This is a genomic window from Streptomyces albicerus (genome assembly GCF_008905045.1).
Lineage (GTDB): Bacteria > Actinomycetota > Actinomycetes > Streptomycetales > Streptomycetaceae > Streptomyces > Streptomyces albicerus.
The window spans coordinates 52,384-63,677 of record NZ_VWMY01000029.1; the positions used below are offsets into that span (position 1 = coordinate 52,384).

The window sequence follows — 11,294 nt, forward strand, 5'->3', positions numbered from 1 at the left end:
GTATCGTGGCCGTCATGCAACTTCGGTACAGCTTCCGCCTGTACCCGGATTCCGGCCAACGCACCGCCCTGGCCAAGGCGTTCGGGTGCGCCCGCGTCGTATTCAACGACGCGGTGCGCGCCCGCGAGGACGCCCGCACAGCGGGCCGGCATTCCCGACGGCCGGAGAGTTGTCCAAAACGCTGATCACCGCCGCGAAGCAGACCGCTGCACGGGCCTGGCTGGGCGAGGTCTCCTCGGTGGTGCTCCAGCAGTCCCTGCGCGACGCGGAGGCCGCCTACAAGAACTTCTTCGCCTCCCTCGGGGCGAGCGCAAGGGCGCCAAGACCGGTGCGCCCCGGTTCAAGTCCCGCAAGGACACACGGCAGTCGATCCGCTTCACGGCCAATGCCCGCTGGTCGATCACCAATTCCGGGAGGCTGAACCTTCCCAAGACCGGCGCGGTGAAGGTGAGGTGGTCACGCACCCTGCCCGCACAGCCCTCCTCGGTCACTGTGATCAAGGACGCGGCCGGGCGGTATTTCGCCTCCTTCGTCCTCGACACCGACCCCGCCGCCGACGCCACCCGCATGCCCGACACCGGCCAAGCCGTCGGCATCGACCTGGGCGTCGCCCACTTCGCCGTCCTGTCCGACGGCACGAAGATCGAATCCCCGCGGTTCCTGCGCCGCGCGGAGAAGAAACTCAAGAAGGCACAGCGGGAGCTGTCCCGCAAGCAGAAGGGATCCAAGAACCGCGAGAAGGCCCGCCTCAAGGTCGCCCGCGCCCACGCCAAGGTGGCCGACGCGCGCCACGAATTCCACCACCAGCTCTCCACCCAGCTGATCCGCGACAACCAAGCGATCGGCGTGGAAGAACTGGCGGTCAACGGACTGGCGCGCACCAGGCTGGCCAAGAGTGTCCACGACGCCGGATGGTCGGCATTCGTCCACATGCTGGAGTACAAGGCCGCCCGGTACGGCCGGACCCTGGTCAAGATCGGCCGGTTCGAGCCGACATCCCAGACCTGCTCGGCCTGCGGAACCAAGGACGGACCCAAGCCCCTGCACGTCCGGCAATGGACCTGCACCGCCTGCGGCACCCTCCACGACCGGGACCACAACGCCGCGATCAACGTCAAGACGGCCGCTGGACTGGCGGCATCAGCCTGCGGAGCGCCGGTAAGACCAGGACTCGTCCCGGCACAGCGCGCAGAAACAGGAAGGCACGGATCCCCGCCCGAAACCTGTGCCGCGTAGCGGCGCAGCAACGGACGAGAAGGCCAGAATCCTCGGGCTTCAGCCCGAGGAGCAAGTCAATCGTCGCCCTCTCCGAGCTGAAGTCGCCCCGCACGCCCGGGCGGTCTCCCGCGTCTCCCGTCAGCGTGGCAGCTAGGGCGCGGCCAGCGCCTCCGGCGGAGCCGTTCCGCCGACTCGGCGTCGACCGGCTGGTCACCGCGAAGGGCGCCGGACTCGGCCTGTCCATCGTCCGCTCCATCGCCGGCGCCCATGACGGCGAGGTCTCCGCCCACCCCCGCGAGGGCGGCGGACTCACGGTCACCGTCACCCTTCCGGCCGGCCGGGTCAGAGACCGAACAGCCCCGGATCGGAGGCCAGCGCGCGGAAGTACTCCTTCGGATCTCCGACCAGTTTCCGCTCCCTGAGGTCCATCAGGCCGCCGACCGCCGTGATCTCGGCGGCGACCGTGCCGTCGGTCTTGCGGATCGTCTGCTCGATCCGGAACGTCTTGCCCTCGCCCCAGTCGAAGGCGCAGGTCACCTCGACCTCGTCACCCGCCAGCAGCTCCCGCTTGTAGCGGATGGTCGTCTCCAGCGCCACCGGGCCCACGCCCTTGGCCACCAGACCGGCCTGGCTGATCCCGGCGGCCTGCAGTAACGACCAGCGGGCATGCTCCGCGTAGTTCACGTACACGGCCTGGTTCACGTGTCCCTGGACATCGGTCTCGTACCCGCGCACGGTCACCGGGACGGCAAACGGTTCAGCCACGATTTCCCCTTCTACGGCGATCAGGATGGGCGCAAGCGTACTGAGCGGTTGCTCACGGAAGTCAACTATTGAATGTCGTAAGGAAATCCGTGCCGCATTTCCGTGTGGCATTCCGGGTTGTCACACCCGTCGGGGCGAGGCCAGCAGATAGCGCGCCCCGGTACGCGGCTCCGCATGCTCGCTGACCTGCCATCCCGCCTTCTCCAGTGTCGCCGCGCACTCCCGCAGCGCCCCGGCGTCCGGCTCGCGCACGGCGACGGCCTCCGGCTGGGGCGTCGCACGCACCCGGTACCCGTCCGTGTCCGCCCCCGCCGGCCGGTGCCCCGCCGCTTCGAGGGCGAGCGCGGCGGCCTGCACCAGATGCGTACGCTCCCACGCGCACGGACGGTCCATGACACCGTGCGGATTGGTCATCCGCCGCAGCTCCAGCAGCCCCTGCCAGGCGCTGTGCACTTCACGTACGCGCGACGGACCGGCGTCGGCGGCCTCCTCGCCGCCGACGCGCGCGGCGAATACGCCGGGGGCGGCGGACGCCTGGGCGGCAGTGGCCTCCGCGGCGGCGGAAACACCGGCAGGGCCCGCCTCCGTGGATGCCTCAGCAGGCGCCTCTTCCCGTATTCGATGCCCGGCCGGCGTCAGGAAGTGATCATGCGGCGGGCGTGGATGCCGGAACGCGAGCCCGCGCTTCACCAGCGCCGCGAGCTGGCTCTCCGTACCCCTCAGTCGCCCGGTCACGGGATCGGCGGCGTCGATGACGCGCCGCTGTGCGGCGGTCGGCGGTCGTGTCACGGCGCGCTCCTTCCCGAGATCGGTCGGTCGGCGGGCCACACGCGATGACGGTCGATGATCCGGTCGATCAGTGGGCCCATTCGAAGACTACGACCCGGGTCTGACATCCCACCCGGCCGCAACCGGACGCGCATGCTCCGCCCGACGCCCGTGGACCGTCACAGGTCACGAGCCCACCGCTCCAGTTCACGTCGCGTAACCGCGGTGGTGGTTGAACCAGGCCCCGCACCTACTGCCGATAGCCGCTCAGGAACCGCCCGATCCGGCTGATCGCCGCGTCCAGGTCGTCGGTGTGGGGGAGGGTGAGGATGCGGAAGTGGTCGGGGCGGGGCCAGTTGAAGCCGGTGCCCTGGACGACCTGGATCTTCTCGCGGAGCAGCAGGTCCAGGACGAACTTCTCGTCGTCGTGGATCTTGTGCACCGAGGGGTCGATACGCGGGAACGCGTACAGCGCGCCCTTCGGCTTCACGCACGAGACGCCGGGGATCTCGTTCAGCTTCTCCCAGGCCCGGTCGCGCTGTTCGCGCAACCGGCCGCCGGGCGCGGTGAGTTCGTGGATGGACTGGCGGCCGCCGAGCGCGGCCTGGATGGCGTACTGGGCCGGGGCGTTGGCGCACAGCCGCATGGAGGCCAGCATGGTGAGGCCCTCAAGGTAGTTCTTCGCGTGCTGGCGCGGGCCCGTGACGACCAGCCAGCCGGAGCGGAAGCCCGCCACGCGGTACGTCTTCGAGAGGCCGCAGAAGGTGAGGACCACCAGGTCGGGGGCGAGCGCGGCGGCCGAGTGGTGCACGGCGTCGTCGTACAGGATCTGGTCGTAGATCTCGTCCGCGAACACCATCAGGCCGTGCCGGCGGGCGAGATCGAGGATGCCCTCGACGATCTCCTTCGGATAGACCGCGCCGGTGGGGTTGTTCGGGTTGATGATGACGACGGCCTTCGTACGGTCCGTGATCTTCGACGCCATGTCGTCCAGGTCCGGGTACCAGTCGGCCTGTTCGTCGCAGAGGTAGTGAACCGCCTTGCCTCCGGCCAGCGTCGTCACCGCCGTCCAGAGCGGGAAGTCCGGGGCGGGGATGAGGACTTCGTCGCCGTCCTCGACGAGCGCCTGCACCGCCATCGATACGAGTTCGGAGACGCCGTTGCCCAGGAAGACGTCGTCCACGCCGACTTCGAGCCCCCGGTCCTGGTAGCGCTGAGCCACCGCCCGGCGGGCCGAGAGGATGCCACGCGAGTCCGTGTAGCCGTGCGCCTGGGGCAGCATCCGGATCATGTCCTGGAGGATCTCCTCCGGTGCCTCGAAGCCGAAGAGCGCGGGGTTGCCGGTGTTGAGACGCAGCACGCTGTGGCCTGCCTCTTCCAGGGCGTTCGCGTGCTCGATCACCGGGCCCCGGATCTCGTAACAGACCTCGCTGAGCTTGCTCGACTGCCGGAACTCCATGCGGTGCGCACCTCCAGGTTGTGGTGTTGCTTGGTTTTACCAAGTAGCCGCTTGGAAAGTCCAACAAGTTGTCTAGACTGCGTCGCATGTCACCTCGCCGAAGCTACGACCAGTACTGTTCCGCTGCCCGGGCCCTCGATGTCCTCGGTGACCGCTGGACCCTCCTGATCGTCCGCGAGCTGCTGGCCGGTCCGCGCCGCTACACCGACCTGCACACGGACCTGCCCGGCGTGAGCACGGACGTCCTCGCCTCCCGGCTCAAGGACATGGAACGGGACGGCCTGACGACCCGGCGCAGGCTGCCGCCGCCCGGAGCGGCGTACGTGTACGAACTCACCGGCCGCGGACGCGAGTTGCTGCCCGTGCTGCAGGCCCTCGGCGAGTGGGGCGCGGCCCTGCTGACGGAGCGGCGGCCCACCGACGCGGTGCGCGCGCACTGGTTCGCGCTGCCGTTGCTGCGCTGCCTGGCGGGACTTGGTGACGGTGTCGTCCAAGTGCGGCTGGACGAAGGGGAGTTCTACGTGCGGCTCGGTGCCCAGGACGGGCCGGTCTACGGGGAGGGGCCCGCGCCCGAGGAACCCGACGCCCGGCTCTCGCTCGACGCCGAGTCGTGCACGGCGCTCGGCCGGGGGGACCTGATGCTGCTGGACGCGATACGGGACGGACGTATCGCCGTGGCGGGGGAGGGACCGCTGGCAAAGGCGTTGCGGGAGGCCTGACGCGGGGGTTCCCCGACGCCCCGAAAGGGGCGCGGGGCTGCATCGATGTGCGGCTCCGCCGCGTGGGCGCGACCAGCCACAACGGACCCGCAGCGTGCAATAGGCCCGTCCCGCGGAGCGTTACGCGCCCGGTGGAACCCGCGTGGGCCGCGTAGGCCACCCCCGCGTCAGCGAGTACCCGCCAACCCCCGCAAGCGCCGCCAGTACGCCGCCCATCGCGGTCCACACCCAACGATCGGACCACCAGCCGGAGGCCCAGCCGTCGTCGGGCTCGATGCTGGACAGCGCGGCGACGGAGGTATCGGAGTCCTCGTCACTCTCCTTGGCCGCAACGGCGACACCCGGAACCAGCGGCTCGGCAAGCGAGCCGTCCACCGCGGCCGCCCCGCCGACGTCCTTCGAGTCGACCTTGACCTCGGCGCTCACCGGCAGCCCGAGGTCGGCCGACTTGAGGCCGACGGTGGTCAGCCGGATGTAGTACGTGCCCGGCAGCGGATCATTGGCCCACGGCTCCGACCAGGCGCGGACCGTACGCAATGTGCAGGACAGGTTCACGGAGGCCGCGTCCTCGGCCGCCGTCCGTGTCTGCGCCCCGTACTGGCACGCCTGCCGGCGCCGCAGCCCGTCGTACACGTCGATCTGCCAGGTCGCGGAGGCGTGCGCATCCGGCAGCTTCACCGTCGCGTTCACGGTGGGCCGCTGTCCCGCGTCGGCCGGGAACGACCAGTACAGGTAGTCGCCCGTGGACGCGTTCGCGGTCGCCCGCCGGCCCTGGTCGACCTCGGTCGCCGTACGGAAGGACGTACCGGCCGAGGTGGGCGCGGAGTCTTCGTCCGACGGGCTCGCGGAGGGGGAGGAGTCGGCGGCCGCGGGGGACACCGCGACCCCCAGCATCAGGAGGGCCGCACCCACCACACGGGCGGCGCTTCCCGCGCGTGCAGTACTCAGTACACGGGCGGCACTCAACACACGGGTGATACGCATCAGTTGGTCCTCCAGACCGCGATCCGCCAGCGCGAGATCCAGCCCCACAGCACACCCGCGAGGAAGCCGGTGAGCACCAGGGCACCTAGCAGCCACCAGCCGCGGCCGAGGCCGAACGACGCCACGTCGCTCGACGTGTCAGGGCCGTCGACGACATCGACGGTCAGTTCGAGCGGCAGACCGGGTGTGGTCTTGACGCCGGACGCCGCCGAGAAGGAGTTGGCGACCTGGAGACACACGACCTCGGCCGCGGATCCGTCGCCGGAGTCCTTGTCCCCGTCCTCGCTTTCCGCCTTGGGATAGCGCAGACCGGCCGACATGACGTCGGTCCGGCCGGTGCCGGTCGACTCGCCGCGCACGATCTCGCGGCCGCTCGCGGTCACCGCCCGCAGCAACACCCCGTAGTCCGGGTTGACCCGGCGGTCGGCCGCGACGCTCACCGAGGCACGCAGCTCGGAGCCCGGCGCCACGTCCACGCGGTACCAGCGGTGCTGCCCGAACTCCTCGCGGTCGGTGTAGAGCCCGGACTTGAGGGTGGGCGCCTGCGCGCACGCGTCGGCACCGTCCACGGCGACCGGAGTCACCACCGGATCGGCGGCCCGGTCGACCAACTGGTTGACCTTGTCGGTGAGTTCCTCGGTGTGCTCCACCGAGGTGTACGTTCCGCCGGTCGCCTCAGCGATGCAGCTCAGCTGCTGTCGCATCTTGATGTTCGGCACCAGACCGAGCGTGTCGATGGTGAGGCCGATCCCCTTGGCGGCGATCTCCCGGGCCACCTCGCACGGGTCCAGCGGGGCGCAGGTGTCCTCGCCGTCGCTGATGAGGACGATACGGCGGGAGCCTTCGCCGCCTTCGAGGTCGTCGGCCGCCTTGAGGAGCGCGGGGCCGATCGGGGTCCAGCCGGTGGGTGAGAGGGTCGCGACCGCGGTCTTTGCCTCGGTGCGGTCCAACGGCCCGACGGGGTAGAGCTGTTCGGTGTCCTTGCAGCCCGTCTTACGGTCGTCGCCGGGGTAGTTGGCGCCGAGCGTCCGTATGCCGAGCTGGACCTCCTCGGGGGTCGCGTCGAGGACCTCGTTGAAGGCCTGCTTCGCCGCCGCCATCCGCGTCTGGCCGTCGATGTCCCGGGCCCGCATCGAACCGCTGACATCGAGGACGAGGTCGACCTTGGGCGCGTCGTCCCCCGTGGGTTCGCCGGCGAAGGCTCCGGCCGGGAGGGCGATCCCGGCCGTCAGGGCGGCGAGCAGGGCGCATGCGCCCACCGCCAGCCGTTGTCTTGTGATCATCGCCGGATCTTATTGATCAAGGCGTCGACCTCCAAAACGGGAGGTGAGGCGACCGTGGAACACACTCGCCGTCAAGTGGCTTCGTGTTCCTGCCGTCCCGTTCCCGTGTCGAACAGTCCCGCCAGGCGGGCCCGGTAGAGCAGGGCAATCGTGAAGCCGTCCGTGATGGCCCCTTTCCCGACCATCTCCTCCGCCTCGGCGATCGACACGGTGATCGCGCTGCGGATTCCCTCGCTCGTCTGCGGTTCGCCGAGGGAGCCGACGCGTGCCGCGAACAACTCCACGCGGTGGGCCAGCAGGCCCGTGTCCGGATGGACTTCGCCGAGGGGAATGGTCTCGCCGGGGCGGGCGCCCAACTCCTCGCCCAGCTCCCGTGCGACATTGTCGTCGCCGCTCGCCCCCGGCTCTCCGAAGCCCCGCACCGCTTCCCAGTGCCACTCCCGAGTGGCATGCCGGTAGTGCTCGATCAGCACGACCCTGTTCTCGGGGCCCAGCAGCGGCAGGACGACGATGCCGGGTGTCGCGTCCGGCGGTGGCACGATTCGGTTGTAAAGGCCCGGCGTTCCGTCCGGGAAGCGCACCGGATCCCGCAGGTGGTACAGGAACGGGTCGGCCGACACCACACCGACCCGCTCGCGCCGCACGACGCCCAGGAGCCGCGCCCACCAGTACCGCGCCCGGCTGCCCCGCGCCAGCCGTTCCGCTGCGCGCACGCGAGCCTGGCGGCGGGCGGCCCGGATCGCGGCGGCGCCGGACACGATCTCGAAACCGCCCGCCTCGTTCCGGAACAGCTCCGGACGAGATCTCCGGAAAGCCTCGTACGCTCGCGCGGAGCCTTCGCCCGCTGTCATGGGGCGCCTCGCATGGTGGTGGTCACCAGTCAAATATCTCGTCACTGTCCCGGGTTGTCGTGGAAGCCGTGGCCTGCGGGGGCGGCGCGGCCTCCTCCCGGTAGCCGCTCAGACCGGCGACCAGATCGTGGAACCGCGCCCACTCGTGTTCGCTGTCGAGCCGGACCCTGGCGATCTCACGGGCGAACTTCTGCTCTCGTACCCCTTCCAGCCTGTTGCGCAGCACCAGTTGCACGGAGCCGCCCACTGCCCCGGCCGCGATGGGAGCGACGCTTCCGATCACTTCCCAGGCCTGGTCGCCGGTAACCGCCGTGAACACGGAACCTCCGAGGGTGACGACCACCTCGATGACCGGGAACCACCGGTTCGCCTGGGCGCCCTGCCGGCGCGCCGCCGCGAGTTCCACGATCCGCTTGTTCAGCTGCACATAGCGGTCGAAGACCAGCCCCACGGTGTCGTGGAACGCGAGCGGGTCCGCGGACAGCGAGCTGAACGCCTCCACGTACGCGTTCCAGGACGCGCTCTGGCGCAGTGTCCAGATGTCTCCGAGGGTCAGCCCGTCGACGGCGGACGGGGTGAGGTGGTCCTGGACGATGCCGAAGGCCTGCCTCTGCAGGAACAGGCACAGCGCTTCCGGATCGCTGACGACCTGTGAGCCGGCGCGCATCTCCCGTTCCTCCTGGAGTACCACCCGCCGCAGGCTGCCCTGCGGAGTAAGGGGGTAACGGCCCAGTCCGTCAGCGAGGTTGACGCTGTAGAGGAGGTCCAGAAGCTGCTTGATCGGACCGGCGAACGGCTTGTTGCGGTCGTACTGCCCGTCCACGACGTTGCTGCCCGGCGCGCACACGAACTCCTCGTACAGGACGTTGCGTACGACCGGCTCGCCCCTGACGCTCAGCCCGTTGCTGAAGGAGACGAGTTCGCCGAGCCGTTGCCGGAAGGCCGTGATGTCCTTGCGTGCCACGCCGACCTGGGACGCGAGCAGGTCGAGGTCCAGGGCGGTCAGGCCCTGGACCTTCGCGGCGAACGGCCGATACAGCTTGGCCCGTGTCCGGTCCCGGTTCTCCTGGTCGTCCCACGACATTCGGACACACCGGACGCGGTCCGCGGCGGACATCTCCTCGAAGGTGTCCCGCCACGCCGCGAAGCCGATGTCGTCCACGTGCAGATGGGCGGCGGGCTGTTCGGTCGGGTGGCGCTCCGCCAGCAGATAGGGCACGAGAGCGCCGGACGCGAGCAGTTTCCGGTGTGCGGCCCGGGCGCCTTCCCCTTCGACCAAGTCCCGGCTGATCGCGCGGTTGTTGTAGAAGTACGCCCGGTTGACCACGACCTGCTGGGCGTTGATCAGGCTGCGGAAATACTCGGCACGGACCTCCGTGTCGCGCTGCTGCTCCACCTGGCGCAGGGACTTGCCGCTCTTGATCATCTCCTTCATCAGCCGTGCGCTGACCCACTGGTTGTCCAGCGACTGGGCTATTACCGCACCCGAATCGAGCTGGTCCGGACGGATGGGAACCATCAGCTCGTCGATGCCCTGGGTGTCGTGCATGCCCTGCTCCCCCACACTCTGCCTACCTCTCATGTGCCCCTTGATCATGCATGTCTACCGTTGTGACGGCGGATGCGTGGTTGAACTTCTTTGGTTTCGGGGGAAGTTGACACTCATTCGGGTCGGCGGCCGTCACTTCGGGTCCGACAGGGGGTTGGGGAGGGCGGCCCAGATGTCCCCCCGCCGGTCGGGCGAAAGGCGCATCAGCGTCAGTGCCTTGCTCGGGAGCGGCTCCGTCACAAGGGTCATGAGATCCGCACCGCGCGGCAGATCACGCACGGCGGTGGAGAGCGCCGCGCGCAGGGCGGGCGCCGAACCCGCCGTCGCGGCCAGCGCGCCCGCGACCAGCGAACCGAAGACCTTGCGGCGCAACGTAGTCACGTCGTCGGTGACGATACGGCCGGTCAGGGAGGGGACCGACAGGCCGTGGCGGGCCAGCCGGTCCGGGCTGACGCGGATGTCGGCGAGGTCGCGGTAGACCAGGCGGAGCGGGGCATCCGTGGCCGAGAGCACCACCAAGAGGTTCTGGCCGTGCGCCTCCAGGGCCACACCCAGGTCGAGCAGCCGCAGACAGACGGTGAGGGCGAGCCGGGTGAACTCGGCCATCCAGGCGGGGGATTCCGGCAGACCGGTCGCGGCGAGAGCGGCCACCGGGACCACGCGTTCGCCGCTCTCCGGGGCCGCGTATGCGTCCGGGGACTCGCGCAGCACCGCTGCCAGATCGGGGGAACCGGCGGTGGCCGCGCCCAGGGTGCGGGTGATGTGCAACAGACCGTCGGTGCGGGCGGCGACCGACTCCACGAACGCCGACACCGTCGCGGACGTCTCGATCGAGTAGACGGAGATGTCCCGCACGGACGACGTCAGCCGGGCGCTCAACGCGGTCTTGACATGCGGGCCGTCGGGCAGGGCGAGGGTGCGCAACGACATCAACGGGTGGGCGCTCGGCCCCTCCTGACTCCGCACGTCGAGCACGTGTGCCGCCTGCCAGGGGTGCACCGGGATCAGCACGCGGTCACCGTCCCGCAGCCACTTCGGCCACTCGCCGCGTACGACAGAGTCGTCCACGGCGACCAGGCCCAGGTGCACCACCGGCCGGTGCTCGGGCCCGTACGCGAGCTGCTCGGCCACCGAGAATCCGGGCCGGGAACGGCAGTTGGGGTGGAACGGGTGCCCGTCCACCACCCGTTGCTCCCACTCCCAGCTCACCGTCGGTACCCGCTCGGGCTTCGGCTGATCGGCCCGCGACATCGCCAACGAGGCCACACTGTGGTCGAGTTCGGCGGCGAAGTCCGCACCGTGCGGGACGGCGAGCGCCGTCATCAGCTGTGCCGGATGGTCGTACGGCCGGCCGTCGAGGTGTACCTCGGTGACGTACGCGGCGGTCGCGAACGGATCGGCGGGCGGGCCGTGCAGCCGGCGGCCGTCCGCGAGCCGGAGGACGAGGCCGTCACGTACCGGCTCGCGGCGCTCGACCCACGGGAGCGGCTCATGCGCGAGCGCACGCCACAACCGGGTCAGGACGGCCGCCCGCGCGCCCGGAAGTTCAGCCGTGTACGACGCCGACAGTTCGGGCCGAGCGCCGTCGAGCCCGATGGCAAGCTCGGTCTCGGTGGTGGAGGGTCGCTGCACGGTGGGGCTCCTTGGAGGGCGGGTACGCATCGTGGAGTCTGACGTCGGGAGTCCGGCGTCACGGAA

The 11,294-nt window shown here is 70.1% G+C and carries 9 protein-coding genes and 2 pseudogenes; 3 read left to right on the top strand and 8 right to left on the bottom strand.

Annotated features, from left to right (window positions below):
- Window positions 1–14: 14 nt before the first annotated feature.
- Together GAS53_RS26205 and GAS53_RS56530 are read left to right on the top strand one after the other, a co-directional pair.
- Window positions 15–1,236, top strand: a pseudogene (locus tag GAS53_RS26205) (RNA-guided endonuclease InsQ/TnpB family protein).
- A gap of 158 nt (window positions 1,237–1,394) precedes the next feature.
- Window positions 1,395–1,640, top strand: a pseudogene (locus GAS53_RS56530) (ATP-binding protein); the annotation flags it as partial.
- On the opposite strand, the gene GAS53_RS26215 reads toward GAS53_RS56530, so the two are convergent.
- From GAS53_RS26215 to GAS53_RS26225, 3 genes are all read right to left on the bottom strand, one after another.
- Window positions 1,561–1,983, bottom strand: coding sequence for an acyl-CoA thioesterase (locus GAS53_RS26215; RefSeq protein WP_151480163.1), 423 nt, complete (start codon window positions 1,981–1,983; stop codon window positions 1,561–1,563). The pseudogene GAS53_RS56530 and the gene GAS53_RS26215 overlap by 80 nt on opposite strands.
- A 120-nt stretch (window positions 1,984–2,103) precedes the next feature.
- Complete coding sequence (locus tag GAS53_RS26220) at window positions 2,104–2,772, bottom strand: hypothetical protein (RefSeq protein ID WP_151480164.1); 669 nt, start codon at window positions 2,770–2,772, stop codon at window positions 2,104–2,106.
- Window positions 2,773–3,001: 229 nt separating this feature from the next.
- Entirely contained in the window at window positions 3,002–4,210 is a 1,209-nt protein-coding gene (locus GAS53_RS26225; protein WP_151480165.1) for a pyridoxal phosphate-dependent aminotransferase, read from the bottom strand.
- Window positions 4,211–4,296: 86 nt separating this feature from the next.
- On the opposite strand from GAS53_RS26225, the gene GAS53_RS26230 reads away from it, so the two are divergent.
- Entirely contained in the window at window positions 4,297–4,929 is a 633-nt protein-coding gene (locus tag GAS53_RS26230; RefSeq protein ID WP_151480166.1) for a winged helix-turn-helix transcriptional regulator, read from the top strand.
- A 120-nt stretch (window positions 4,930–5,049) separates the two neighbouring features.
- Here GAS53_RS26230 and GAS53_RS26235 read toward each other — a convergent pair whose 3' ends face one another.
- The 5 genes from GAS53_RS26235 to GAS53_RS26255 all read right to left on the bottom strand — a co-directional run bounded on the left by GAS53_RS26235 (window position 5,050) and on the right by GAS53_RS26255 (window position 11,228).
- The gene (locus GAS53_RS26235) at window positions 5,050–5,913 is read right to left on the bottom strand and encodes a hypothetical protein (protein WP_225859090.1); all 864 of its coding nucleotides are present in this window, start codon (window positions 5,911–5,913) and stop codon (window positions 5,050–5,052) included.
- Window positions 5,913–7,196 (bottom strand): VWA domain-containing protein, encoded by a 1,284-nt coding sequence (locus GAS53_RS26240; protein ID WP_151480168.1) that lies wholly within the window; start codon window positions 7,194–7,196, stop codon window positions 5,913–5,915. The genes GAS53_RS26235 and GAS53_RS26240 overlap by 1 nt, the downstream gene beginning before the upstream one ends.
- Before the next feature lie 71 nt (window positions 7,197–7,267).
- Window positions 7,268–8,047 (bottom strand): NUDIX hydrolase, encoded by a 780-nt coding sequence (locus tag GAS53_RS26245; protein ID WP_151480169.1) that lies wholly within the window; start codon window positions 8,045–8,047, stop codon window positions 7,268–7,270.
- A gap of 22 nt (window positions 8,048–8,069) precedes the next feature.
- Complete coding sequence (locus GAS53_RS26250) at window positions 8,070–9,596, bottom strand: hypothetical protein (RefSeq protein ID WP_151480170.1); 1,527 nt, start codon at window positions 9,594–9,596, stop codon at window positions 8,070–8,072.
- 132 nt (window positions 9,597–9,728) lie between these two features.
- A complete protein-coding gene (locus GAS53_RS26255; RefSeq protein WP_225859091.1) occupies window positions 9,729–11,228 on the bottom strand; it encodes an IucA/IucC family protein in 1,500 nt (499 codons plus the stop codon).
- Window positions 11,229–11,294: the final 66 nt, after the last annotated feature.

What these genes read in the sequence shown, in the direction of transcription:
- GAS53_RS26250 (WP_151480170.1), bottom strand. Translation starts at nt 9,596, where the DNA reads ATGCACGACACCCAGGGCATCGACGAGCTGATGGTTCCCATCCGTCCG.
- GAS53_RS26230 (WP_151480166.1), top strand. Translation starts at nt 4,297, where the DNA reads ATGTCACCTCGCCGAAGCTACGACCAGTACTGTTCCGCTGCCCGGGCC.
- GAS53_RS26235 (WP_225859090.1), bottom strand. Translation starts at nt 5,913, where the DNA reads ATGCGTATCACCCGTGTGTTGAGTGCCGCCCGTGTACTGAGTACTGCA.
- GAS53_RS26245 (WP_151480169.1), bottom strand. Translation starts at nt 8,047, where the DNA reads ATGACAGCGGGCGAAGGCTCCGCGCGAGCGTACGAGGCTTTCCGGAGA.
- GAS53_RS26240 (WP_151480168.1), bottom strand. Translation starts at nt 7,196, where the DNA reads ATGATCACAAGACAACGGCTGGCGGTGGGCGCATGCGCCCTGCTCGCC.
- GAS53_RS26225 (WP_151480165.1), bottom strand. Translation starts at nt 4,210, where the DNA reads ATGGAGTTCCGGCAGTCGAGCAAGCTCAGCGAGGTCTGTTACGAGATC.